Raw genomic sequence first — 26,228 nt, forward strand, 5'->3', positions numbered from 1 at the left:
CCCGGCCCCGCCCCCGGTCAAGGCACAATGCCCCCTCGCGCCCGCCCCGACTCGACCTGCATGAGCCTGAAAACCGTTGCCAAGCGTCTGCTGAGCTATGTTCTGCCCCACAAGGCGGGGGTGAGCCTGGGCGTGGTCTGTTTTTTCCTTTCAGCGGCCGTCGAGCCCCTGGTGCCGGCCTTGCTCAAGGTGCTGCTCGACAGCGGCTTCAAGGCCGAGCTGGGCTTCCCGCTGTGGGTGGTGCCGCTGGCCGTCATCGGCCTGTTCGCCGTGCGGGGCCTGCTGGCGTTCTGTGGCACCTATCTCTTCAACTGGTCGGTGTCGCACGCGGTGCTGTCGCTGCGCTCCGACCTCATGCGCGCCGTCATGCGCGCCGACGCGAGCCTGTACAACCGCATGAGCCCGGGCGTGGCCGCGGCCAAGGTCATCAACGACCCGCAGACGGCCACCGCCTCGCTGTCGCGCGCCCTGACCACGGCTTTGCGTGACGGCACCACCTTCTTCGCGCTGCTGGGCTACCTCGTCTACCTGAACTGGAAGCTCACGCTGCTGTCGCTGATCATCATGCCCCTGCTGGCCTTCGTGGTGCGCAAGGTGCAAAGGCGCGTGCTCTCGGTGGGCACGCAGGCCTACGAGTCGCAGATCCGCCTGGTGCGCATCGTCGATGACATCTCGCGGGCGTGGCGCGTGGTGCGCACCTTCGACGCCGGGGAGTTCGAGCGCAAGCGCTTCGACGCTGAGGCGCAGCGGCTGCGCCGCACTACGCTGAAGAACGTGGCGGCTGCGGCCACCATGACGCCGCTCACCCAGGTGGTCGCCAGCCTGGGGGTGGCGATCATCCTCACGCTCGCGCTGGTGGAGGCCCACCGCGGCGAAGCCACCGTGGGCGAGTTCGTGGCCTTCATCGCGGCCTTGCTGATGACCATCTCGCCGATGCGCCATCTGACCGACGTGATGCAACCCATCATCGGCGGCCTCATCGGGGCTCGGGCCTGCTTCGAGCTGATGGACACTCCGGCTGAGCCCGACCCTGGCACACGGGAGCTCGACCCGGCCCAGTGCCGCGGCGACATCCGCTTTGACCAGGTGCAGATCGTCTACCCTGGCAGCGAGCAGCCCGCCTTGCGCGACCTGACGATGCATATTCCGGCCGGCCGCACGATCGCGCTGGTCGGCCCCTCCGGCTCGGGCAAGACGACCGCTGTCAATGCAATGCTCGGCTTCGTGGCCCCCAGCAGCGGCCGCATCCAGCTCGACGGCCTGGACATCCAGGAGATCCGCAAGACCTCGCTGCGCCGGCAGTTTGCCGTGGTGTCGCAGGACATCGTGCTCTTCGACGGCTCCATTGCCGAGAACGTGGCCTACGCCCAGGCGCCCGATCGCCCTCGCATCGAGGCCGCCCTGCGGGCAGCCAACCTGTGGGACTTCGTGCAGGCCCAGCCCGAGGGCCTGGACGCCAACGTCGGCGCCAACGGCAGCAAGCTCTCAGGCGGTCAGCGCCAGCGGCTGGCCATCGCGCGAGCACTCTACAAGGACGCCCGCATCTGGGTCTTCGACGAGGCCACCTCGGCACTCGACACCGAGTCCGAGCGCATCGTGCAGCAGTCCATCGAGCAGTGGCACGGCGAAAAGACCCTGGTGCTCATCGCCCATCGTCTGAGCACGGTGCGCAACGCCGACTGCATCTATGTGCTCTCCGACGGACGGGTGGTCGAGTCCGGTCGCCATGACGAGTTGATGGCCCAGGGCGGGCTCTACGCCGGCATGGTGCGCGCCCAGGCGATGGAGTGAGCGTGACCCCGTCGAACCCTTACGTTGCCCGCCGTCCCTCCCGCCCGGCGTGGATCCCCATCCGCGGCCTGCGCTACCACGTGCACCGCTGGGGCTCACCCGAGTGGATCACGCCGGACACGCCAGCCCTGGTGATGCTGCATGGCTGGATGGACGTGGGCGCCTCCTTCCAGTTCGTGGTCGATGCCATGGCCGTGCAGCGCTACGTGATCGCCCCCGACTGGCGCGGCTTCGGACAAAGCGAGGCTCCGCGGGCCGACAGCTACTGGTTCCCCGACTACCTCGGCGACCTCGACACCCTGCTGGACCACCTGCTGCCCGACCAGGCCGTGGACCTGCTGGGCCACAGCATGGGTGGCAATGTGGCGATGCTCTATGCCGGCATCCGACCCCAGCGCGTCCGTCGGCTCGTCAACCTCGAAGGCTTCGGTTTGCCCGCCACCCGGCCCACCAGCGCGCCGAAGAACTACGCTGCCTGGCTGGATGAACTCAAGACCCCGCAGGAACTGCGCCCCTATCCCAGCCTGGAAGCCGTGGCGCAGCGCCTGCGCAAGAACAACCCCCTGCTGCGACCCGAGTTCGCCGACTGGCTCGCTCCGCACTGGGCGCGACAGCGGGAGGATGGTCAATGGGAGATCCTGGGCGACCCCGCCCACAAGCGCCGCAACCCGGTGCTCTACCAGAAGGACGAGGTGCTGGCCTGCTGGGCCGCCATCGCCGCGCCGGTGCTGTGGGTGGAAGGCGACCGCACCGACGTGGCCAAGTGGTGGGGCGACCGCTACCCACGCGCCGATTTCGAATCCCGGCTCCAGGTGGTGAAACAGCTCGAGCGGCGGGTGCTTTCCCCCGCCGGTCACATGCTGCACCACGACCAGCCCGAAGCCCTGGCCGCCCACCTCGACGCCTTCCTGGCCTGAACGCCGCCAGCACCGCCTCCCGTGCGAAAATGCCCGTTTTCGCGGCAGCAGCCGCGTCGGGCCGGCCTTGGCGCCTCCCCGCCCCGCACGAACAAGGACAGCACCATGGAAGCAGAACGCATCAACCTCATCGGCACCACCCTGGAAGACCTGCGCCAGCGCACCGCCGATCTACGGAGGTATCTTTGACTGGGAACACAAGTCCATCCGCCTGAGCGAGGTCAACGCCGCGCTGGAAGACCCCGCTGTCTGGAACGACCCCAAGCACGCCCAGGAACTGGGTCGCGAGAAGAAGGCGCTCGAGGCTGTGGTCGAGACGATCTCCCGCCTGGAGCGCGAGCTGTCGGACAACCTTGAGCTCTACGAGATGAGCAAGGCCGAGGACGACCATGACGGCCTGCAGGCCATCGAGGCCGAGACCGCATCGCTCGCGCACGACGTCGAGGCGCTCGAGTTCCGGCGCATGTTCAGCAACCCGGCCGACCCCAACAACTGCTTCATCGACATCCAGGCCGGTGCCGGCGGCACCGAGGCCTGCGACTGGGCCAGCATGCTGCTGCGCCAGTATCTGCGCTACTGTGAGCGCAAGGGCTTCAAGACCGAAGTGATGGAGGAGTCCGAGGGCGATGTGGCGGGCATCAAGAGCGCCACCATCAAAGTCGAGGGTGACTATGCCTTCGGCTACCTGCGCACCGAGACCGGCGTGCACCGCCTGGTGCGCAAGAGCCCCTTCGATTCCGCCGGCGGTCGGCACACCTCGTTTGCCAGCGTCTTCGTCTACCCCGAGGTGGACGACTCCTTCGAGATCGAGATCAACCCTGCCGACGTGCGCACCGACACCTACCGCGCCAGCGGTGCGGGCGGCCAGCACATCAACAAGACCGATTCCGCGGTGCGCCTGACGCACATCCCCACGGGCATCGTCGTCCAGTGCCAGAACGACCGCTCGCAGCACCGCAACCGCGACGAGGCCTGGCAGATGCTGCGCTCGCGCCTGTACGAGCACGAGATGCGCAAGCGCATGGCCGAACAGCAGAAGCTCGAAGACAGCAAGACCGACGTCGGCTGGGGCCACCAGATCCGCTCCTACGTGCTCGACCAGAGCCGCATCAAGGACCTGCGCACCAACGTCGAAATCTCCAACACCCAGAAGGTGCTGGACGGCGACCTGGATGCGTTCATCGAGGCCAGCCTCAAACAAGGCATCTGAGAAAGAAGACCATGCGTGAAGGCAGTTCCCCCCTGATCCGCCGCGAGGATTACACCGCGCCGGCCTACTGGATCCGCAGCGTTGACCTGACATTCGACCTCGACCCGGCCAAGACGCTGGTCGTCAACCGCATGCAGGTCGAGCGCAACCCGGCCGTGGCGGCCCAGGCGTTGCGCCTGGACGGCGAGGAACTCAACCTCACGCGCGTGCTGGTCAACGGAGACTCCGTGTCCTTCCGGGTGGAGAACCAGCAACTCGTGCTGGACAACCTGCCCGAGACGCCGTTCACGCTGGAGGTGCGCACCACCTGCGCGCCCGAGAAGAACACCCAGCTCTCGGGCCTGTACACCTCGGGCGGCGGCTTCTTCACGCAGTGCGAAGCCGAGGGCTTCCGCCGCATCACCTACTTCCTCGACCGCCCGGACGTGATGGCGACCTTCAGCGTCACGCTCAAGGCCGACGCCACGAAGTACCCCGTGCTGCTGTCCAACGGCAACCTCGTCGAGCAAGGGACGCTCGACGGCGGCAAGCACTACGCGAAGTGGGTGGACCCCCACCCCAAGCCCAGCTACCTCTTCGCCCTGGTGGCTGCCAACCTGGTGTGCCGCGAACAGAAGATCCGCGCCCGCTCGGGCCGCGAGCACCTGCTGCAGGTGTACGTGCGCGCGGGCGACCTGGACAAGACCGAACACGCGATGAACTCGCTCATCGCCTCGGTGGCCTGGGACGAAGCGCGCTTCGGCCTCTCGCTCGACCTCGACCGCTTCATGATCGTGGCGGTGAGCGACTTCAACATGGGGGCCATGGAGAACAAGGGCCTCAACATCTTCAACACCAAGTACGTGCTGGCCAACCCGGCCACCGCCACCGATGCGGACTACGCCGGCATCGAAAGCGTGGTGGGCCACGAGTACTTCCACAACTGGACGGGCAACCGCATCACCTGCCGTGACTGGTTCCAGCTCTCGCTCAAGGAAGGGCTCACCGTCTTCCGCGACCAGGAGTTCAGCCAGGATCTGGTGCACAGCCCCAGCGCCCGGGCCGTCAAGCGCATCGAGGACGTGCGCACGCTGCGCCAGCACCAGTTCCCCGAGGACGCCGGCCCCATGGCGCACCCGGTGCGGCCCGACAGCTACGTCGAGATCAACAACTTCTACACCGCGACCGTTTACGACAAGGGCGCCGAGGTGGTGCGCATGATGCAGACCCTGGTGGGCCGCGACGGCTTTGCCAGAGGGATGACGCTGTACTTTCAGCGCCACGACGGCCAGGCCGTGACCTGCGACGACTTCGCCCAGGCCATCGCCGACGCCAACCCGGGCAGCGCGCTGGCCACCCACCTGGCCATCTTCAAGCGCTGGTACAGCCAGGCCGGCACCCCGCGCGTGCAGGCCCGCGGCCACTACAACGCCGATGCGCGCACCTACACGCTGGAGCTCTCCCAGCAGGGCCTGCCCTCGCCCGGCCAGCCCACCAAGGAGCCCTGGGTCATCCCGGTGGCCATGGGCCTGATCGGCCCGCGAGGTGAGCACCTGCCCCTGCAACTCGTGGGGGAAGACGCCCCGGTGGGCACGGAACGGGTGCTCGTCCTGCACGAAGAACGCCAGCGCTACGAGTTCACGGGCCTCGATGTCGAACCGGTCCCGTCGCTGCTGCGCGGCTTCTCCGCCCCCGTGCTGCTGGAAGACCACCTCAGCGATGCCGACCTGCTGCACCTGCTGGCGCACGACGCCGACCCCTTCAACCGCTGGGAGGCCGGGCAGCGACTGGCACTGAACCGTCTGCTGGGCGCCATCCGGACCGGCCAGGCCCTGCACCTGGATGCGGCCTACATCGAGGCCATGCGCAGCGTCCTGCGTCATCCGACACTCGATGCCGCCTTCAAGGAGCTGGTGCTGACCCTGCCCAGCGAGGGCTATCTGGCCGAACAGCTCGAAGAGGTCGATCCGCAGCGCATCCACCAGGTGCGCGAAGCCGCGCGACTGCAGCTGGCCCAGGCTCTGCACCACGACTGGGAATGGGCCTTCGAGACCCACCAGGTGCGTGGCGGCTACTCGCCCGACCCCGTGTCGGCGGGCCAGCGCGCCCTGGCCAACCTGGCGCTCGCCTATCTGTGCCTGGGAGCCTCGGTCACGCACGACCCGGTGTGGCCGGGCCGCACCTACCAGCGCTTCAAGGACGCCACCAACATGACCGACCGCCTGGGCGCCCTCAGCGCGCTGGTGAACAGTCACGCCGAACTGGCCGAAGCTGCGCTGCAGCGCTTCCATGCCCTGTTCCGCGACGAGGCCCTGGTGATCGACAAGTGGTTTGCGCTGCAGGCCGCCGCCAGCGAAAAGGACGGCCGGGTGTTCGCTCGGGCCCGTCAGCTGCTCTCGCACCCCGACTTCTCGCTGCGCAACCCCAACCGGGCCCGCAGCCTCATCACCGCCCTGTGCTTCATGAACCCGGCCGCCTTCCACCGCACCGACGCCGCCGGGTATGTGTTCTGGGCCGATCGCGTGCTGGAGCTCGACGCCATCAACCCGCAGCTGGCCGCCCGCGTCGCCCGGGCCATGGACCGCTGGAAGCAGCTCGCCGAGCCTTACCGAAGCGCAGCGCGCGAAGCCATTGCGCGCGTGGCCGCCCGGGCCGAGCTGAGCAACGATGTGCGCGAGATCGTCACCCGCGCGCTCGCCGACTGATTTCGCAGAACTTCGAGGAACACGACATGGGCAAGAGAGTCAGCCTGACCCAGTACCTGGTCGAGCAGCAGCGCATGCACGGCCACATTCCTGCACAGCTGCGCCTGCTGATCGAGGTGGTGGCACGCGCCTGCAAGCGCATCGCCATCAGCGTCAACAAAGGCGCCCTGGGCGACGTGCTGGGCAGCGCCGGCACCGAGAACGTGCAGGGCGAGGTGCAGAAGAAGCTCGACGTCATCTGCAACGAGGTGCTGATCGAGGCCAACGAATGGGGCGGCCACCTGGCGGCCATGGCTTCGGAGGAAATGGATGGCATCTACCTGGTACCCAACCGCTTCCCCCAGGGCGAGTACCTGCTGATGTTCGACCCACTCGACGGTTCGTCGAACATCGACGTCAACGTGAGCATCGGGACGATCTTCTCGGTGCTGAAGAAGGACGACGCCCACGCCGGCGTGAGCGAGCAGGACTTCCTGCAGCCCGGCTCGAAGCAGGCCGCAGCCGGCTACTGCATCTACGGGCCCCAGACCACCCTGGTGCTCACCGTGGGTGACGGCGTGGCCATGTTCACGCTCGACCGGGAGCAAGGCTCGTGGGTGCTCACGCAGGATGGTGTGACCATCCCCGAGGACACCAGGGAATTCGCGATCAACATGAGCAACATGCGCCACTGGGCCCCGCCGGTGAAGCGCTACATCGACGAATGCCTGGCCGGCAAGGACGGCCCGCGCGGCAAGGACTTCAACATGCGCTGGATCGCCTCGATGGTGGCCGACGTACACCGCATCCTCACCCGCGGCGGGATCTTCATGTACCCCTGGGACAAACGCGAGCCCGACAAGCCCGGCAAGCTGCGGCTGATGTACGAAGCCAACCCCATGAGCTTCATCGTCGAGCAAGCCGGCGGTGCAGCCACCAATGGCCACCAGCGCATCCTGGACATCCAACCCACCAAGCTGCACGAGCGTGTGAGCGTCATCCTCGGATCAAAGAACGAGGTTGAGCGCGTCACCGCCTACCACCGCGACAGCTGACGCCGACCCGCCGGGCCAGTGCGGAAGTCACGAAAGGCCCGGCATCCACGCAACGTTGTGGCGACCGCACAACGTTGCCGTTTTCTGCAGCACCCCGGCCGCTGACAATCCACAACGCTGCACCCGCCGGGTGCAAGGTCGGGTGCGAGGGGAATCTCATGCCGGTCGTGGCGGTCGTCAATCGCAAGGGAGGCAGTGGCAAAAGCACACTGGCCACACACCTTGCCGCCCACTGCGCCAACCGGGGCATCCCCGTCATGCTGGGCGACGTGGACCGCCAGCAGTCCACCCTGACCTGGCTGCGTCTGCGCAGCACCCAGACCTTGCCTCGCCAGCGCGCCCCGATCACCAGCTGGGTGGTCGATGCCCGCAACGTGCTGCGTCCGCCCACAGGCATCCGGCACCTCATCCTCGACACCCCCGGGGGGCTCAAGGACAGCGACCTCGCCCGCGTGGTGATGGCGGCTGACGCCATCGTCATGCCGCTGTGCGACTCCGTCTTCGACCGCGATTCGGCCGCCCAATGCCACGCCGAGCTCATGAACCTGCCGCGTGTGGCCAGCGGGCGCTGCAAGCTCGCCGTGGTCGGCATGCGTGTGGATGCGCGCACCAAGGCCGGCGACGTGCTGCGGCAATGGGCCGACGACCGCGGTCTGCCCTTCCTGGGCGTGCTGCGCGACACCCAGGCCTATGTGCGCTGCATCGAGCACGGGCTCACCCTGTTCGACCTGCCGCCTTCGAAGGCCGAGGCCGACATGCAGCAATGGGCCCCCATCCTCGACTGGCTGGAGCCGGTGTTCCTGAACCCGGCGCCGGTCAGCTCCCCGGAGGACATGCCCTTGCAGCCGGTCCGCCCGATCGCCACCGCCGACTCGCCCCGCCCCACCGCCACCGCCCGCGCCACCACCCGCCATGGCGGCAGCGCCGAGGAAAGCGCGTCCCGGCTGGCCGCCCACATGGACGAACTGCGTCACAAGCCGCGTTTGGCCAGCGCTGCGGCCCCCGTCCGTCGAGGCGCTTGGTGGCAAGACCTCCTGTCCCTCCCTCGCTTCCTGCAGCGCAACCCATAGTCTTCCCCGAGCGGGTTTTCCATGGCTATAATGGAAGGCTGTCGCCGGTGTAGCTCAGTTGGTAGAGCAGCGCATTCGTAATGCGAAGGTCACCAGTTCGAATCCGGTCACCGGCACCAGACACACCCAGCACAAGGGCCTGACGCACGTCAGGCCCTTTGTCTTATGGCAGAACAGGGTTTTCAGCCCTGCCTTCGCGGTTCGGTTCCGAACACCTCGTCGGCGAGCGTGTCTTCGGGCAGCTTCGTCGCCAGCACTTTGTCCACGCGCTTGCCGTCCATGTCGATGATCTCGAAGCGCCAGCCGCCCCACTGCACCACGTCGGCCGTCTGCGGCAGACGGCCCAGCATCAGCATCACCATGCCGGCCAGGGTGTTGTAGCGCCCGCGGTCCTCCTCCGGCAGTTCCTTCAGCCCCAGCCGGTCTTTCAGCTCCGGCACTGGGATGAGACCGTCGATCAGCCACGAACCGTCTTCGCGCATCACGGCCCAGGCGTCCTCGGGCTCGGCCGTCTTGAACTCGCCCGTGATGGCCTCCAGCACGTCCTGCAGGGTGATCACGCCCTGGATCTCGCCATACTCGTCCACCACGAACACCATCTGCATGGTCGAGGCGCGGAAACTCTCCAGCAACTCCATGCCCGTCAGCGTTTCCGGCACGAAGACCGGCGCCTGCAGGTGATCGGTGAGGCTGATGTCCTGCCCCTGCGCCATCTGCTGCAGCAGCTGGCGGGCCGTGACGATGCCGATGACGTCGTCCAGACCGCCCCGACACACGGGGTAGCGAGAATGCTCGGCCTCGGCAATCCGGGCCAGCGCCTCGGACACGGGCGCCTCGGCATCGAGCCAGACGATGTCGCCACGCGGGATCATCATCGACGTGATCTGTCGCTCGTCCAGCCGGAACACGTTGCGCACCATCTGATGCTCGTGCGCCTCGATCACGCCGGCATCCAGACCTTCCTCCAGGCTGGCGGCGATCTCTTCTTCCGTGACGGACCGGTTGGGTTGATCGGTGATGCCCAGCAGTCTGAGCACCGTACCGGTCGCCCACGACAGCATCACCACGAATGGGCGCGCGGCCAGCGAAATCCACTCCATCGGCCGAGCGACGAGGCGCGCCACCGTCTCCGGGTACATCTGCCCCAGCCGCTTGGGCACCAGCTCACCGAAGATGATGGTGAGGAAGGTGATGACCACCACCACGAAGCCGGTCGAAACGACGCTGGCCACCGTGGGTTGCAGGCTCCAGTCCTCAACCATCCACTCGGCCAGCGGCACGGCAAAGGCCGCCTCGCCCACGATGCCGTTGAGGATGCCAATGGATGTGATGCCGATCTGCACCGTGGACAGAAACTTGGTGGGATTCTCGTGCAGCGCCATCGCCGCCGGGGCCCCCGATGCCCCACTTTCCACCAACACCTGCAGGCGTGCCTTGCGCGCCGCCGTCAGCGCCATCTCCGACATGGCAAAGGCGCCGTTGAGCACGATGAGGAAGGTCAGTATCGCAACGTCCATGCGGCCCCCCGCAGGCGCTGCCGACGGGGTGAGTTGTTACAGGAGTGAGGGAGCGTAGCAGAATCGGGGCCATGATCTACCTCATCGGCGACCTGCAGGGCTGCTGCGATGCCCTGGACCGGCTGCTGGCCGACATCGATTTTTCCCCGTCACGCGACCGCCTCTATGCCCTGGGCGACCTCGTCAACCGGGGCCCGCGTTCGCTGGATGTTCTTCGGCGCCTGGCCTCCTTCGAAGAGTCGGCCACCTGCCTGCTGGGCAACCACGACCTGCACCTGCTGGCCGTGGCCCATGGGGTGCGCAAGCCCCATCGCAACGACACGCTGGGCCCGATCCTCGACGCACCGGACCGCGAGGCCTGGCTCACCTGGCTGCGCCAGCAGCGGCTGGCGGTGCAGGCTCATGGCTGGCTGATGGTGCATGCGGGCGTGGTGCCGCAGTGGGACGCCGCCCAGACCCTGGCCCTGGCCGCCGAGGCCGAGGCACACCTGCGCAGCGACGCGCTGGGCGAGTTCCTGCAGGTGATGTACGGCAACGATCCGGCGCAATGGCACGACGACCTCGCCGGCCACGACCGCCTGCGCTTCGTGATCAACACCTTCACCCGCATCCGCTACTGCACAGCGGACGGCCGCCTGGAGTTCGCCACCAAGGAAGGCCTGGACGCCGCCCCGGCCGGCTACTTCCCCTGGTTTGAAGCCCCCGGACGCCGCACCGCCGGCACGCCCATCGCCTTCGGCCACTGGTCCACGCTCGGCCTCATCAACCGCCCGGACTTGCTGGCCATTGACACCGGCTGCGTCTGGGGCGGCCAGCTCACTGCGGTTCGCATCGACGGCGGAAGGCGCGAAGTCATTCAGGTGGCTTGCGAGCCGGCCCAACGCCCCGAATAGAGGGCGGCGCTAGAATCGAATCCCTCTCGGAAGCGTGGCAGAGTGGTCGATTGCACCGGTCTTGAAAACCGGCAACGGGCAACCGTTCGTGAGTTCGAATCTCACCGCTTCCGCCAGAATGAGCATTGACCGTGCTGGCTAACGTCACGGCCCCACCGCAACCCTCAGGTCGGCGACCGTCACCATCAGCGTCATCGGATCGAGCGGCGATTCTTCCAGGCCGAGGCGCAGGTAGAAGGTCTTGGCCTCTTCAGACAAAGCGTGGACGACCAGGCCACGGATGCCGATGGCGTCGGCGGCGTGGAGGACGCGCAATGCGGCGTCCTGGAAGAGTGCGCGACCAAGCCCCTGCCCTCGATGACTTGTGGCGACGGCCAGCCGCCCGAGCACAACGACCGGGACAGGATCGGGCATGTTGCGACGAAAGCGGCCGGGGGCGGCCGCAGGGGCGACCGCGCTGGACGCCAGGGCGTAGTAGCCGACCACCTTGTGGCCATCACACGCGACGAAGGTGCGTGAGGCGCCGCTGGCCTGGTTCGCCGCCGCGCGGCGTGCGAGCCATTGGTTGAGCGACGGGACTCCGCAATCGAAGCCGTCGATGTCGTGGTCTGCAGTGAACGGTTCGGGGGCGCGCAGCATCCGCTTCAGGCGGTGCGCCAAGGTGCCTTGCTGCGCATCGTCCGCCGCAACGGCTCGTTGGGCTGTGCCGGGCGGTCAAGCCGTTTCAGGAATTCGCCATAGGCCTCGGGACTGACCACCATCAGGGCGCGATCCAGGAGCGCCTCTTCGGCCGCGCGGCGTGCGGCTTCCAGGATGAAGTCCGTGCGGGTCTTGCCGGCCGACTCCGCGGCACGATCGATCAGGTTGCGCTCGGCCGGCGGAATGCGCAGATTCAGCGTGTCCCGGCGTGTCTTAGTGGTGCTGGCGGTGGTCATGCGCGGTCTCTGAGGTCTCAGGTCCACACAATAACACGCCGTAACGACGAAGTCATTACACCCCCCTTCGGGGTCACGCCACGCAGGTCCGGTTCTTCCCCGTGCGCTTGGCCTCGTAGAGCGCCTCGTCGGCGCGGTCCAGGGTTTCTTCCAGTCGCTCGCCGGGGCGGAACAGAGTGACGCCGGCCGAGAAGGTCACGAAGACCTGCTGCTCGTTGTGCATGAAGAAGTTGGCGGTGAGCGTGCGCTGCAGCCGCGTGAGCACGACGCTGGCTTCTTCGGTGGTGGTCTGGGGCAGCAGCACGACGAATTCCTCGCCGCCGTAGCGGGCCACGGTGTCCATGGGACGCAGGGCCTGCTTGACGTGGTTGGCCAGGAATTTCAGCGCCTCGTCGCCGGTCTGGTGGCCCAGGGTGTCGTTGAGCTTCTTGAAGTTGTCGATGTCGAGCAGGCCCACGGCCAGTTCACCGCCCTGGCGCTGCATGCGCGCATGTTCCACCTCGAAGGCCTGGATCAGGCCGCGGCGGTTGGCGATTTCGGTGAGCTGGTCGGTGGACACCTCGGTGGACAGGCGCTGCAGCTCGGCTTCGAGCTCGCGCACGCGGGTCTGCAGGGCCTCGGCCTGGGCGTGTTCGGTGCGCAACTGTTCGTGGGTGTCCTGCACCGCGCTTTGCACGCTGCGGGTTTCGTCCACCAGTTCCTTGACGACGCCAGCCAGGCTTTCGAGGGTGTCGGCCTGCTGGATGACCTGGACGTAGCGGTCCATGCTGCTCTGGTAGCTGCCGGTGCGCGCGCCCAGTTCGCCGATGCGCTGCACCATGCTGTTGATGAGCTGCTTGAGCATGTCGCGCGAGCGCGCCCGCTCGGCCTTGATCTCGCCCTGGCGCTCGCGGGTGGCGTGCAACAGGTGGCTCACCGAGCGAACGGTGCGCGCGGTCAGCCCCTCCTGGAGTCGCGCGCGCATCATCTCGCTCTGCCCTTGCACCCAGCTGCCGTCTTCCGCCAGGTCGCCCAGGCTGGCACTGAGCTCGTCGCACAGCCCCCGCAACTGTTCGGTGAGGTGCTGGCGGTGTTCGGTCAGGCGCTGGGCGTCTGCGGCCCAGCCTCGCCAGTCGGCCGCCAGGTCGTCGTCGGGCTGTTCGGCCAGCGGGGCCAGCAGGTCGGCCAGGCGGGCCTTGAGGCGGGTGCAACGCGGGTCGTCGTCGGGCAGCGCCGCCGCGATGGCCTGCGCCAGATCCGCCACCACCTCGGCCCAGGTGGGACCCAGGCCCTCGCCCTCACCCGCCGGGGATTCAGGCCGGGATGGCTCATCCAGCGGGGCCGGCTGCGTGAGCAGGGGGGCGGGTCCGGAGGCCATGGCCTCGGCCAGGACCGGATCATCGAGCACGTCCGGGGTGTCGCCGGCGGTGTCGCTGTCCCAGCCTGCCACCAGCTGGGAGAGGCGCTGCTGAAGACGCCCCGGGTCGCTGCGGCTGCCGGCGAGCACGCGCTGCAGGCTGTCCTTCTTGCGGGCGCTGGTCCATTGACGTCCGCCACGCTCCACCCCCTTGACGAGGCGGCCGATGAGCTGGGCCCAGGTGTTGGCGTCGGAGCTGCCGGCGGCCGGTGCCACCGTGGCCAGCCAGCGCTCGGCCTGGTCGTAGCGCCCCTTGGCCACTGCCTCCATCAGAGGCCCCGCATCGGGCAGGCGCTGGGCCAGCCGCTCGACGAGCCGCTGCACGGCCAATGGCATCGTCACCTCCGGGACGGGCTCGCCGGCCTCGGTGCGATAGGCCTTGAGATAGTTCTCGGGCGTGGGCTCCAGGCGCTCCAGCGCAAGTCGGCGCAGCGCCGCCTTGGCCAGCTGGGCAGGCGTCTGGGGACCGCCCAGTGGCGCGGGCTGGGTGGGCTGGGGGGAGGTGCTCATGCTCAGCCGGCCACCCGGGTGGTCTGAGACCGAGGCGCTGACGGCAGCGTCTCGCCCTTGCCCGTGTTGCTGATCCATGGAGCCTTGCGCGGCAGCACGGTCTGGCGCAGCCATGACTCCAGATCGGCCGCAGGCAAGGGCCGGCTGAACAGGAAACCCTGCATGACGCTGCAGCCCAGGCGGTTGAGCACTTCCATCTGGAGCATGGTCTCCACGCCCTCGGCGATCACGCGCAGGCCCAGCGACCGCGCCAAGGCGATGATGGCGGTCACCACGGCCACGCTCTCCGGCCGGGCGCCCAGATCGCGGATGAAGGAGCGATCGATCTTGAGCTCACCGATGGGCAGCGTGGTGAGGTAGGCCAGCGACGAGTAGCCGGTGCCGAAATCGTCGATGGAGATTTCCAGGCCCAGCTGGTTCAACCGCTTGAGCGAGGGCATGACGTTCTGGAGATCCTTCATCAGGCCGGTTTCGGTGATCTCGAGCTGCAGGCAGGAGGCTGGTGCCTGGAGTTCGGCCAGCTGGGCCTGAAGACTGTCGATCAGGTCGGTGCGCAGGAACATGCGGCTGGGCAGGTTGACAGCCACCGGCAGCGGCATGCCCAGCGACCGCTCCCACTGATGAGCCTGACGGGCCGCTTCGTGCAGCGCCCAGTAGCTCATGGGAACGATCAGGCCGGTTTCCTCGGCCAAGGGGATGAAGTCGGCCGGCGAGATGAGCTGGTCGCCGCGCTGCCAGCGCATGAGCGCCTCGGCGCCGGTCATGGTGCCGGTGCTCACGTCGATCTTGGGTTGGTAGTGCAGCACAAGCTCGCCGCGCTCCAGGGCCTTGTGCAGGGCCGACTCGAGTTCGAGCTTCTCGCGACCCATGCCGGCCAGCTCGGGCGAGTAGAGGGCGGAAGCGTTGCGACCCTGGTTCTTGGCGGCGTACATCGCCACGTCGGAGTTGCGCTGCAGGTCGGCCACCGTGGTGCCATCGCGCGGGAACAGCGCGATGCCCACGCTGGCCGTGACGAAGCACTCCTGCCCCCCCACGAGCACCGGCTCGCGCAAGGCCTCCAGGATGCGCTGGGCCACCCGCTGCGCATCGCGCTCCCCGCCCACTTCGGGCAGCAAGGCCACGAACTCGTCGCCACCCAGACGCCCGACGGCCTCCAGCGTGCGGTGGGCCCGCGACCCCAGGGCATCCAGCGGTGCATCGATGACCTGGTCGGAGTGGCGGACGCAGGCGCGCAGGCGGCGCGCCACCTCCATCAGGAGCTCGTCGCCGGCCGCGTGGCCCAGGGTGTCGTTGATGATCTTGAAGCGGTCGAGGTCGATCAGCAGCAGGCCCACCTCGTGATGGAGCTGCTTGGCATGCTCGATGGCACGTTCGGCCCGCCAGATGATCTGGCGCCGGTTCGGCAGTCCGGTGAGGGAGTCGAAGTTGGCCAGGTGCTTGATCTTGTCCTCGGCAATGCGCCGGTCGGTCACGTCCTGGACGATGCCGTTGTACACGCTGAGGTTGCCGTGTTCGTCGAACTCCGGCTCGGCCTCGACGTGAACGACTCGCTGGCGGCCATCCACCAGATTGACGGGGATGTCGGTGCACAGCACGGTGTTGTGGCGCAGCACCTCGCGCAGGATGGCGATGAACCCCTTGCGTTCGTCGGCCGGGACCATGTGCAGCACGTCGCGCAGGTTCATGTGGTCGCCGGGCCCCAGACCGAACACACGCAGGCCTTCCACCGACAGGGCCAGAGTGCCCTTGTCCACGTGCCAGTCGAAGCTGCCCATGCGGGCCAGGTCCTGGGCGCGGGCCAGCTGGGCCTTGCTGCGCTCGAGTGCCTGCCGGGTGCGCGAGGAGCGCAACAGGTAGCGCAGCCGGCCTGAGAGCAGGCTCCACTGGGTGGACTTCACGAAGAAGTCGGTGGCTCCGGCCTCGTAGGCGCGGGTGATGGAGGCGTCGTCGTCGAGCCCGGTGAGCATGAGCACCGGTGTGGCATGGAAGCCCGGCAGCGCCCGCAGCTCGCGGCAGGTGGTGAAACCATCCATGCCGGGCATGATGGCGTCGAGCACGATCACATCGGGCGACCAGTCGGCCAGCATGCGCAGGGCTTTCTCGCCGCTGGACGCCTCGGTGATCGCAAAGCCACGCTCGCGCAGCGCGATCGAAGTCAACAGCAGGTTGACCTCGTCGTCGTCGACCAGCAGCACCTTGGGCTGCTCGAGGTCGATGTCGTCGGAGGGCGCGGCGTAGCTCATGGGGTCAGGTGGTCGGCACGTCTCGCAAGTAGGTCTTCAGGCTTTCCAGCACGCGGTCGGTTTCGTCCCGGACGGCCACGATGCGCTCGTCCAGCGGCTCAGCGGACCCGCTTCGGATCACGGATTCGATATCGGCACATTGTGCCGACAGCTTCAAAGCCCCGACGCTGGCGCAGGACGACTTCAGCGTGTGGGCCGTCAGCCGGATTGTCGCCATATCCCGCACTTCGTGGGCTTCCACCATTTGGGGGATAAGGCGCTGCAGGGAGGCCTCGAACGTGCGAAACAGCCGGTCCAGAAGCTGGTTCTCGCCCTTGGGATCGAGATCGCGCAGGCGTTGGACGGCCTGCGGGTCGAAGATGTTGGGGTCCGGGGTGCGCATGCGGGTCTCCGGCAGCGAGGTATCGGGCTGAGGGGCCGTCGGCTCGGGCGCCATGGCCGCCAGCGGCTCGGCTTCGGGCAGCCAGCGGGCGAGCACGGCCAGCAACTGGTTCTGCCGGAAGGGCTTGGAGAGATAGTCGTTGAAGCCCAGGTCCAGGAAGCGCTCTTCATCGCCCCCCAGGGCGTTGGCGGTGACGGCCACGACGGGCGTCTGGGAGGGGGTGACGAAGGCAAAACGGCCGCCGGGACCCCGCCGGAACCACCTGAGCGTTTCCACACCGTCCATGCCGGGCATCTGGATGTCCATCAGCACCAGTTCGAAGCGATGTTCGCACAAGCTGCGCAGCCCTTCCAGTCCCGAGGTGGCGATGTGCACCTGGCACCCCAGGCGGCGTAGCATCTGCTGGATCACTTCCTGGTTGACCGGGTTGTCCTCGACGACCAGGACGCGGTGCGGGTAACGGGGGGCGGGTGCGGACGTCCGCGCCGGGCCGCTGGACACCCCCAGGATGGCCTGACGCAGTTCCACCTTGCGCACCGGTTTGGCCAGATAGCGCTGGAAGCCCACCTCGTGCGCCAGACGGACGTCGTCCGGCGAGGATACCGACGACAGCAGGATCAGCTTGGTGGGCAGTTCGGGGCGGCTGTCGCGCAGGACGCGCGCGAACTGCACGCCGTTGAGGCGCGGCATCTGCATGTCCACCAGCGCAAGATCGAAGTGCCGGCCCTCGCGGTTTTCGCGCTCGATGACCTCCAGGGCGTCCTGACCGTCCACCGCGCAGGTCACATGCAGCCCCCACGCACCCAGCATGTTCTCGAGCACGGCCCGGTTGGTCTCGTGATCCTCCACCACGAGCAGCCTGAGGCTGGGCATGTCCAGCGCGTCGAGCTCGGCGGCCGCATTCGAGAAGGGCGACACGCTCACCGGGACGGTGAAACTGAACGCGGAGCCCACGCCCGGCAGGCTGCGCACGTCGATCTTGCCGCCCATCAGTTCCACGAGCTGGCGGGAGATGGCCAGGCCCAGGCCCGTGCCACCGTAGCGCTTGGCCGTCCCGCTGTTGGCCTGGGTGAAGGCGCTGAAGAGCCGGGGCAGCACGTCGGGCTCGATGCCGATGCCGGTGTCGCGCACGGTGAACGACAGGAGCACCGCCTTCTGGTCGGGCTCCAGGGCCAGGCCCAGATCCTCGGGCGCGTCCCGGGCCTCCAGGTCCACGACCACCTCGCCGGACTCGGTGAACTTGATGGCATTGGCCACGAGGTTGGTCAGCACCTGGCGCAGGCGCAGGGCATCGCCGTGCACCAGCGGCGGCACGCCGGGCGCCTCGCGGAAGGTCAGCTCCAGCCGCTTCTCGTGGGCGCGCGGCGCCATCAGTTCCAGGGTGTCCTCGACCACCGAGCGCAGCACGAAGTCGCTGCGCGCCAGTTCCATCTTGCCGGCCTCGATGCGCGAGAAGTCGAGGATGTCGTTGATGATCTCCAGCAGGTTCTCGCCCGAACGGTAGACGGCCTGCGCGAAGCGTCGCTGCTTTTCGGACAGCGCCGTACCCAGCAGAAGCTCGGTCATGCCCAGGATGCCGTTCATCGGCGTGCGGATCTCGTGGCTCATGTTGGCCATGAACTGGCTCTTGGCCAGGCTGGCCGACTCGGCCTGGTCCCGCGCGCGCTGCAACTCCTGCTCACGCTCGTGCTCGGCCGTCACGTCGGTGGTGATGCCATGCACGCACACGCTGCCGTCGGCACGCCGCTGGCTGCGGGTGCGCGTGCGCATCCAGCGCAGGCCGCGGTCAGGGTGGATGACGCGGTGCACCACGTCCGTCGGCAGCAACTGCTCCTCCATCTCACGTCGCCGCTCGATCGCCGCGCGGTCTTCGGGAGGAATGCGCGCGTAGGCGCGGGCTGGATCCACCGTGAGCTCCTGGGGTGTCACCCCCCAGAAGTGATACAGGCGTGGGCCGAGGTAGTCGTAGCTGCGCCGGTCTGGGGTCGTGATGAAGACGTGGTCGTCCACGGTATCGACGAACTCCCGGAAACGGGCCTCGGACTCGAGCAGGGCAGCCTGAGCCCTTCGGCTGTCGGTCACATCGCGCGCGACGACCAGCAAGGCGTGGGGCGCCCCGTCGTTCTGGCGCAGGGTGAGGTAGCGCACATTCAGATGGCGCTCTCCCCGCTGGCGGGTGGTCCAGGTGACATCGTCCTCGATCCAGGACTCGTCGCGCAGCGCGCGCCGGACCGAGGGCACGAGCAGTTCGGTCAGGCGATGGCCGTAGGCCTCGGCCGGGGGCAGCCCCAGCAGGTCCTCGCGGCGCAGGCCGAATTCACGCTCGGCCTGGCGATTGACCTGGATGACGCGCAGGTCGGTGGGGTTGATCACGAACAGGCTCACCGGCAGGTGCTCGATCAAGGTATCGAGCCAACGCCGTTCGCGCTCGATCTGCTCGGTGTGGCGCTGGCGTTCGGTGACGTCCGTCAGGATGCCCAGATAGACGAAACGCGCGCGGTGTTCGTCCAGCACGTGGGCCGCCTCGATCTCGGCCCAGTAGGGCTCGGTGGCGCCACCCGGCAAAGGCCGCTCGGCCTCGTACTGCAGGCGGAAGGGACGACGGGCCTGTACGGCGCGCTTGAGGCGCTGCGCCGCCGCCTCGGGCGAGGGCCCCAGCTGGAACAACTCCCAGGCCTCGCAGCCCACCGCATGGTCGGCCGGCACGCCGGTGATGCGCGTGAACCCGTCGTTGACCCACTCGATGCGCCCGTCGGTGTCGGCCACGATCACGCCGCTGGTGGCGTGCGCTGCCACCAGCGTCAGACGGCGCAGGTGTTCCATGTGGGTGGCGAGGCCGTTGCACGCCACTTCGGCACGCGCCAGCAAACCCAGCTGGCGTGATGCCAGATCGAGCAAACGCTCCGCCTGAGGGTCGTCCATGGCGGCCATGCCCTGCCAATGCATCACGGCCACCGGCGTTTCGTCGCTCCACACGGGCAACCACAGGGCACTCTGATCGGCTGCCCGCAGCGGCGCGTGGCGAGCGATGGCCTCGCCGGCTTGCGCATCATCGTGCCGCACGGTGGACAACAAGCTGAGATCCACGTGATGGTGGGCCTCACGGGCATCCTCTTCCCACGGATAGATGAGCCCGGTGGAGCCGTTCCAGTCGTCCACCCGCCACAGGCTCCAGCCCGTGGCCTGCCAGTGTTGCGCCAGGTGCCGGGCCACGGCTTCCAGAGCCGCGCCCAGGCTCTTGGCTGCGAGAACGCACTCGACCAGCGCCTCCGGCAGGGTCTGAGCATGCGCCGGCGTCGGCCCCGTGACGGGGTCGAACGGCAAAGCGGCGGGGCGGACGGCAGAAGTCGTCATGGGCAGGATGGGCGGACCCTCCCATCCGTGGGAAGGCACTTGTCAGGTCTTCGGCGCGCGGTGCGGCGACTTGAGGGCCGATGTTCGGGCATCTGAGGCCCCAAGCTTGCGGGGAACCGGGAGAAACGAGAAACAGTTGGCAAAAACACGTCCTTACAATGCCGGCCATGAGCGAACGGCCTGCCGCACCCGCCCCCTTCCCCGCCACGCGCCCGCCGTCCGTCCAGGCCGTCCATCTGTTGCTCGCGGCCGGCCTGGGCGCCGCATTGACCCTGATCTGGCTTGGCCTGAGCCTTGCCGGTGCAGCCTGGGTGCATGCGTCCTGGGCCGAGGGCGTGCGGGCGGTCGTGGGCTCCGATCTGTTGCTGATGGTGCTCGCCATCGGTCTGGCCCTGAATGGCGCCCTGGCCTGGTGGTTCGTGCAACGACACGAAGCGGCGAGAAAGGCTGAGCAGCGTGCCCGCGCCCAGCACCGCGAACTGCTTGAACTGCTGCCGTTCTGGTACTGGGAAACCGACCCCTCCCACCGTCTGACACGGCTGCGACCGCCCCCTCAGGCTCCCGCGGGCCAGTGGCAGGTGCAGTCCCGGCTGGGACGGCCGTTGTGGGAAGACTTTGTCAGTGAGGCGGGCACCTGGGAGGCCTACCGCGGCATGCTCGACGCACAGCGCCCGTTCACCGGCCTGCCCACCCACCGAAACGAGCCCGAGGGCCGCACCAGCCTGTGGCTGCTCAGTGGTCGCCCGCGGTTCGACGAGCAGGGCCGCTTCACCGGCTACCTGGGGACGGCCCGCGACGTCTCGGCCCGCGTGGAACTCCAGTTCGACCGCCAGATCGGCTTGCACCTGCTCGACACCGTGCCGAGCGCCGTGTTGCTGGCCGAAGCCGCTGAAGGCGCTGGAGCCCCTTACCGCATCCGGCACGTCAACGAAAGGGCGGCGCAATGCATCGGCCAGTCGGCGGCGCTGCTGCCCGGGCAGGAGTTGCTGGCCACCGTGCGCAGCGTGGCGTCATGGCCTGTGCAACCCCTGCTGTCCGCGCTGGGACAACCGACGCCCCCCCAGGATGCTGAGTCGCCGGAGATGGCCCGCCGCTGGGAGATGCGAGTGGAGCCCTTCCTGTTTGAGCATGGGGGATCCCAGCGCAAGGCTCTGCTGGTGGTATGCACCCCGGCGGCCTCTGCCGCCGATGAAGCCGCCCAGGCGGAGCGGCTCGCGGTCGAGCGCGAGCTGGAATCGTTCAGCTATACGGTTTCTCACGACCTGCGCGCGCCCATCCGCGTGGTCGAGGGCTTTGCCAAGATCCTCAAGGAGGATTACGCCCACGCGCTGGACCGCATCGGCAACGACCACCTCGACCGGGTGCTGGGGGCCGCGGCGCGCATGAACGGCATGATCGATGCGCTGCTGGCCCTGTCGCAGCTCACGGCCAAGCCCATCGCGGCCCAACCCGTGAACCTGAGCCAGCTCGCCCACTACATCGTGGAAGATCTGCGCCGCCAGGCGCCGCAACGGCGTGTCGAGGTGCACATCCAGGAAAACCTCGTGGTGCAGGGCGACCCCACGCTGATGCGTGTGGTGCTGGAGAACCTGCTGGGCAATGCCTGGAAGTACTCGGCCCGCTCGGACCCCGCACGCATCGAGCTGGGTGCCCGCCAGGACACCGGGCGCTGCGTGTACCACGTGCGCGACAACGGCGCGGGTTTCGACATGCGCTTTGCAGACAGGCTGTTTGGCGTGTTCCAGCGCCTGCACAGTGCCAACGACTTCCCCGGCACCGGCGTGGGCCTGGCCACGGTGCAACGCATCGTGCGCCGTCACGGTGGGCAGATCTGGGCCGAATCGGAGGTGGGAGCGGGGGCGTGCTTCTACTTCACGCTGAACGAGGCGGCCACTGCCGCCCCCCTCACGCGCCCGGCGCGCTGAGGGTTTCGAGCGCCGCCACGAAACGGCGGGCTTGCTCGTCCAGGCTCAGACCCTCATGGGTGGCCTGGCGACGCAGCCGCTCCAGCGCCTGACGGCGATCGAGCGAGAAACGGTGCATGGCGATGCCCACGGCGATCGCAACGACATCCTTCAGGGCCTCATCGTCCCCTCCGGCCGGGCGGCCGGGATCGTTGGCCGGAGCGACCGGCTCCACACGATGGGACTGCTGGTGGGCAAAGGCGGCCTCCACGGCCGGGACGATCTGCCGGATGTCCAGCGGCTTGACGAGGTAGGCCACTGCACCGAGTTCCTTGACCTTCTCGATCGTGGCATCGTCCGAGAAGGCTGACAGGAACATGAAGGGGGTGTGCAGCGAGGCGCGCAGGTACTCGGCCACGTCGAATCCGCTCTTGCCCTCCATGCGGATATCGAGCAGGGCCAGGCCGGGACGGTGCTGGCGGGCCAGCAGGATGGCATCGTCGCCGTTGTCGGCATCGATGACTTCATAGCCGGCCTGGGACAGGCCATGGGTGAGCGTGGCCAGCACCAGCCGGTCGTCATCGACCACGAGGATCTTGCCCTTGTTCGTCACGCTGTCCCTTGTGCTGCCGGCAACATCGCAAAAGTGTATTGTCGTCCAACTACAGCCCGGCATCACGCCATCAGACGCGACACCCCCGGAGGAATCAGCCGGACTGTGGCGTGCACCACACCATCGCCGCCTTCCAGGGCGAAACGGGCGCTGCGCCGAGGCAACAGGGCACGGATCAGGCCCAGGCCGGACACCCCGGCGGGCACCTGATCCAGGGTAAACCCGGGCGGCAGGGTGCCCGGGTTGCTGACGTCGATCGTGACCACATCGGGCTCGCATTGCAGGTGGCAATGGATGTCGCCAGCCAGGCTGTGCTTGACGGCGTTCGTGAGCAGTTCGTTGAGCGTGAGGGCAATGGGAATGGACTCGGCCTCGGGCAGCACCCATTGCTGTGCACCATCGCCCGCCACGCTGAGCACGATGCTGCGGTCGAAGGTGCGTTGCACCGAGCCCGTGATGGCCTCGACCACCTTGTGAAGGCGCAGTGGCCCTGAGGCTCCCACCTGCAGGCCGTACACATGGGCGATCGCCTGGACCTGGCCGGCGACCTCGCTGATCGGGCCGGCCATCTCGGGCTTGCGCTGGGCGATCTGCTGAAGCAAACCCGCCACCCCCTGCAGATTGTTCTTGATGCGGTGGTGAACTTCCTTCACCAGCAGCTCGCGCTGGGCGATCGCCGCCTCCAGCCGGGCCTCTTCGGCTGCCCGCTGCTCGGTCACGTTGGCCGCCACCAGCAGCAGCTGGTCGGGCGATTCGCCCGGCTGGGCCAGGGGCACGAACCGCGCATCCCACACCGTGGGCTGCCCTTTCACCCGGACACGGTATTCCTTGTGCGTCACACCTTCGCTGCGCAAGGCTTCCTCCATGTCGGCGCGGAACTGGGCGGCCGCCCGGTCGCCGTAGATGTCTTCGGGTGTGGTGCCGACCAGTTCGTCAATGCGGCGCTCGGCAATGTCGGCCGCCGTCTGGTTGATCTGCAGCACCTTGAGCGTGCGGGCGTCCCGCAGCGTGATGGCCAGAGGCGCCAGCTCGATGATGCGCTGCAGCGAGGCCTGGGCCTGGGCGATGCGGCGTTCGGCCTGGCGGCGACTGTCGATATCCAGCAGGGCGAAGGTCAGCTCGCGGCCTCCCAGGGCGTGCGCCCCAGTGACCACGGCATTGCCCACGACCCAGAAGCGCCGTCCATCCAAGGCTGCCACTTCGCATTCGAAGTTGTGAGTCTGTCCTTCGTCGAGCCGGGCCAGCAGTGCCTGGTCGCGGAAGGGATGAGACGGATCTTCGGCGGCCACGACGCTCATGGGCTTGCCCGCGAAATCGCCCAGTTCCCCGCCGAACATGCGGCGGGCCGACCGGTTCATCCATTCGATGCCATGCGGCCCGACCGTGACGATGCCCACGAACACCGAATCCAGGATGGCCCGGGTGCGCTCGGCCTGGGTGACGAGCGCCTGCTCGGCCCTGTGACGGGCATCGACGTTCACATAGGAGGCGATCACGCCGCCTTCGGGGTGACCTGGCCGGACCAGCCGCTTGCTCACCTGCACCCACTGCAGGCGCCCATCCTTGCGGCTGAGGACGCGTTCGCCCGTCCAGTGGCCCACCTCGACCAGCGCGCGCGACTCGGCGTCGTCACGCCCGGCGGGGTCCCACTCGGCGTCGAACAACGACGACTCGGGACGCTGCTCGAGTTCGTCCAGCGAGTAGCCGCTGAGCAGGCTGAAGCCCTCGTTGGCGCGCTGCACGCGACCGTGACGCAGGAAGACGATGCCCACATCAGACAGGCTGAACATGAGCTCGCGGTCGCGCACCACGGCCTCGAGCTCCATCTGCTGGGACTTCAGCCGGGTGATGTCGGACAGCACCGCGATGGACTCCAGTTCGGGGCCGGGACTGTCCATCCGTCGCATCGACAGGGCGCACCAGCGCGCCTCGCGGCCGGGCAGACGCACCTCGATCTCGGTCTCGAACTGGCCGGCCGAGGCCAGCGTGTTGAGCGCCTCGTCGGCCAGATCCTGCTCCTGGCCGGCATCGACCAGCAACTCCCCCAGGCGCGGCTCGAGCGTGGCGCCACCATCCAGGCCCAGCAGGCGCTCGAACTGCCGGTTGTAGCGCAGCAGGGTCTGTCCTCGCAGGTAGGCGATGCCGGCCGAAGTGCTTTCCAGGATGGTGGTGAGTTCGCGCAGCAGGCGGTCGTTGCGTTGCTGGGCCTGGTGCTGATCGGTCACATCCAGGGTGACCACCGACGTGCTGCGCTTGCCCGAGGTGAGCACACGGGGCTCAACGCGGGTGAGCAGCCAGCGCAGGCCCAGTTCGGGATGCACGATGGCATAGCGGGCCTCGGTGCGTTCGCCGCTGCGAAGCGCGCGCTGTACGCGGTCGAACTCGGCCAGGGTGTCTGAGCGCACGAGTTCCCGGCTGATGGCCTTGAGCTGGCTGGAGGGCAGCACCTGTCCGCTGGCCGCCGCGCCCGACGGGGCAAAACGGCCTCGCTCATCATCGAACACCGCCAGCCCGGCATGGGCGGTCTCGACCAACGCACCCAGTTGCGACTGGGCCCGGTCGAGCTCGTCTTCGGCCGTCCGGTCTTCGATGACACACATGAAACGGCGCCGCCCCCGGTGGGCTTCCAGGCAGCGCACCACCGCGCGCAAAGCCCGCTCCTCACCGCCGGGGTGCTCGACCCAGCCATGGCGATGCACAGGCGCGCTGCCCGGATGCAGGCCGGCAAGCGGTCCGCCGCTGTACCAGCCCAGCAGTTCGCGCAAGCTGTCGTGCACGTCAACCAGCGAACTCGGGAGCTCCCCGACCAGCTGGGCCAGCGCCGTATTGGCCCGCACGATCAGGCCGTCCTCGTCGAAGAGCATCATGCCCACCGGGGTGAGGTCGAACCAATGCCCGAGTTCGGTCACGGAGCGCTCGGCCGCTTCGCGGGCCAGATGCTCGCTCGTGCAGTCCTGCAGCACGGAAAACCGCCAGGGGTTGGCACCTGCCGCGCCGCGCACCAGGTGGGTGACTGCCCGGTACCAGCGGGTCTGCCCTTTCGCATCGATGAGTCGGCGTTGCGAGAAGGCGGACGCTTCCTCCCCCTCGCCCAGCGCCAGGCTGAGCTGCTGGCGGCTCAGGCGCTGGGCATCGCGGTCCTCGGGATGGAGCAGCACGAGAGGGTCGAGCCCGATCAGGTAGTCCCGCGGAAACCCGGTGTAGTCGATCAGCGCCTGGTTCACATCCACCAGACGCAACTGGGCGTCCTGGACGGTGGCCGGAAAGGGAGAGTCCCAGAACATGCGGCGCAGTTCGCCCAGCGCGGGAACGTCGGCCGCCGATGCTGGCGCCGGGGGCGGCGCGGAGCGCTCCATGGCCTGCGCCAGGCTCAGCCTCAGCCACCAACGCCGGGACGGCTGCTGAGAAAGCGCCACACGCACGGCCTGCCCACCCGCCAGCATGACGCGAGGCCCCAGCATCCAGGGCTGCGGCCCCTGGGCCGGCGGCTGCCGCCCGCCCTGCCGGAGCTGGCTCAGCACCCATTGCACGGCCCCCAGCCCCAAGGCGCCGACCAGCGACTGCACCGTCCCGCCCGGCGCCACACGCAGGCGTTCCAGCGCTGCGGCGTTGGCCGCCTCGACACGGCCAGCCTTGTCCAGCCACAGCCCCGGGTCGGTGTGCAACTCGAAGTCGACCGCCACCTGGGGGGGCGGGTTGGCATTGACGGCGCTCATCGCGCCCCAGTGTAGAGCAGGCCCGGGCGCCTGTGATGAGCCCCACCCTCCCCCCGGCT

Annotated in this window: 16 protein-coding genes and 2 tRNA genes; 10 read left to right on the forward strand and 8 right to left on the reverse strand. The window is 68.2% G+C overall.

Annotated elements, in window-relative coordinates:
* Window positions 1–60: 60 nt before the first annotated feature.
* From C1704_RS02855 to C1704_RS02885, 7 genes are all read left to right on the forward strand, one after another.
* Window positions 61–1,791 (forward strand): ABC transporter ATP-binding protein, encoded by a 1,731-nt coding sequence (locus tag C1704_RS02855; RefSeq protein WP_104300798.1) that lies wholly within the window; start codon window positions 61–63, stop codon window positions 1,789–1,791.
* 2 nt (window positions 1,792–1,793) lie between these two features.
* The gene (locus tag C1704_RS02860; protein ID WP_104300800.1) at window positions 1,794–2,708 is read left to right on the forward strand and encodes an alpha/beta fold hydrolase; all 915 of its coding nucleotides are present in this window, start codon (window positions 1,794–1,796) and stop codon (window positions 2,706–2,708) included.
* A 105-nt stretch (window positions 2,709–2,813) separates the two neighbouring features.
* A protein-coding gene (prfB, locus tag C1704_RS02865) for a peptide chain release factor 2 (RefSeq protein ID WP_104300802.1) occupies window positions 2,814–3,918 on the forward strand; the annotation gives its coding sequence in 2 pieces (ribosomal slippage) (window positions 2,814–2,894 and window positions 2,896–3,918; 1,104 coding nt in all).
* A gap of 11 nt (window positions 3,919–3,929) precedes the next feature.
* Entirely contained in the window at window positions 3,930–6,602 is a 2,673-nt protein-coding gene (pepN, locus tag C1704_RS02870) for an aminopeptidase N (RefSeq protein WP_104300804.1), read from the forward strand.
* 26 nt (window positions 6,603–6,628) lie between these two features.
* The gene (locus C1704_RS02875; protein ID WP_104300806.1) at window positions 6,629–7,636 is read left to right on the forward strand and encodes a class 1 fructose-bisphosphatase; all 1,008 of its coding nucleotides are present in this window, start codon (window positions 6,629–6,631) and stop codon (window positions 7,634–7,636) included.
* 158 nt (window positions 7,637–7,794) lie between these two features.
* Window positions 7,795–8,706 carry a ParA family protein gene (locus C1704_RS02880; RefSeq protein ID WP_104300808.1) on the forward strand — a complete coding sequence of 304 codons (912 nt, stop codon included), beginning with the start codon at window positions 7,795–7,797 and terminating at the stop codon, window positions 8,704–8,706.
* Between the two features lie 43 nt (window positions 8,707–8,749).
* Window positions 8,750–8,825 (forward strand) — tRNA-Thr (locus C1704_RS02885).
* A 63-nt stretch (window positions 8,826–8,888) separates the two neighbouring features.
* Here the strand turns inward: C1704_RS02885 and C1704_RS02890 are convergent.
* A complete protein-coding gene (locus tag C1704_RS02890) occupies window positions 8,889–10,223 on the reverse strand; it encodes a hemolysin family protein (RefSeq protein WP_104300810.1) in 1,335 nt (444 codons plus the stop codon).
* Between the two features lie 71 nt (window positions 10,224–10,294).
* On the opposite strand from C1704_RS02890, the gene C1704_RS02895 reads away from it, so the two are divergent.
* Together C1704_RS02895 and C1704_RS02900 are read left to right on the forward strand one after the other, a co-directional pair.
* Window positions 10,295–11,116, forward strand: coding sequence for a symmetrical bis(5'-nucleosyl)-tetraphosphatase (locus C1704_RS02895; RefSeq protein ID WP_104300812.1), 822 nt, complete (start codon window positions 10,295–10,297; stop codon window positions 11,114–11,116).
* A 28-nt stretch (window positions 11,117–11,144) separates the two neighbouring features.
* A tRNA-Ser gene (locus C1704_RS02900) sits at window positions 11,145–11,232 on the forward strand.
* Between the two features lie 28 nt (window positions 11,233–11,260).
* Here C1704_RS02900 and C1704_RS02905 read toward each other — a convergent pair.
* The 5 genes from C1704_RS02905 to C1704_RS02925 all read right to left on the reverse strand — a co-directional run bounded on the left by C1704_RS02905 (window position 11,261) and on the right by C1704_RS02925 (window position 19,936).
* Window positions 11,261–11,755, reverse strand: a complete 495-nt coding sequence (locus C1704_RS02905; protein WP_104300814.1) for a GNAT family N-acetyltransferase — start codon at window positions 11,753–11,755, stop codon at window positions 11,261–11,263.
* Between the two features lie 5 nt (window positions 11,756–11,760).
* On the reverse strand, window positions 11,761–12,051 hold the full coding sequence (locus C1704_RS02910; RefSeq protein WP_104300816.1) for a type II toxin-antitoxin system TacA family antitoxin: 291 nt from the start codon (window positions 12,049–12,051) through the stop codon (window positions 11,761–11,763).
* 73 nt (window positions 12,052–12,124) lie between these two features.
* The gene (locus C1704_RS02915) at window positions 12,125–13,957 is read right to left on the reverse strand and encodes a sensor domain-containing diguanylate cyclase (RefSeq protein WP_104300818.1); all 1,833 of its coding nucleotides are present in this window, start codon (window positions 13,955–13,957) and stop codon (window positions 12,125–12,127) included.
* Window positions 13,958–13,959: 2 nt separating this feature from the next.
* Complete coding sequence (locus tag C1704_RS02920) at window positions 13,960–16,200, reverse strand: EAL domain-containing response regulator (protein WP_104300820.1); 2,241 nt, start codon at window positions 16,198–16,200, stop codon at window positions 13,960–13,962.
* Between the two features lie 4 nt (window positions 16,201–16,204).
* Window positions 16,205–19,936 (reverse strand): response regulator, encoded by a 3,732-nt coding sequence (locus C1704_RS02925; RefSeq protein WP_104300822.1) that lies wholly within the window; start codon window positions 19,934–19,936, stop codon window positions 16,205–16,207.
* Between the two features lie 167 nt (window positions 19,937–20,103).
* On the opposite strand from C1704_RS02925, the gene C1704_RS02930 reads away from it, so the two are divergent.
* Window positions 20,104–21,861: a sensor histidine kinase gene (locus C1704_RS02930; protein WP_170064606.1), complete on the forward strand. Its 1,758-nt coding sequence runs from the start codon at window positions 20,104–20,106 to the stop codon at window positions 21,859–21,861.
* On the opposite strand, the gene C1704_RS02935 is transcribed toward C1704_RS02930, so the two are convergent.
* On the reverse strand, window positions 21,842–22,453 hold the full coding sequence (locus C1704_RS02935) for an ANTAR domain-containing response regulator (protein ID WP_245876358.1): 612 nt from the start codon (window positions 22,451–22,453) through the stop codon (window positions 21,842–21,844). The genes C1704_RS02930 and C1704_RS02935 overlap by 20 nt on opposite strands.
* A gap of 62 nt (window positions 22,454–22,515) precedes the next feature.
* Window positions 22,516–26,169 (reverse strand): PAS domain-containing sensor histidine kinase, encoded by a 3,654-nt coding sequence (locus tag C1704_RS02940; RefSeq protein ID WP_104300828.1) that lies wholly within the window; start codon window positions 26,167–26,169, stop codon window positions 22,516–22,518.
* Window positions 26,170–26,228 lie beyond the last annotated feature (59 nt).

The sequence above is a fragment of the Caldimonas caldifontis genome (genome assembly GCF_002930615.1).
GTDB classification, from domain to species: Bacteria; Pseudomonadota; Gammaproteobacteria; order Burkholderiales; family Burkholderiaceae_C; genus Caldimonas; species Caldimonas caldifontis.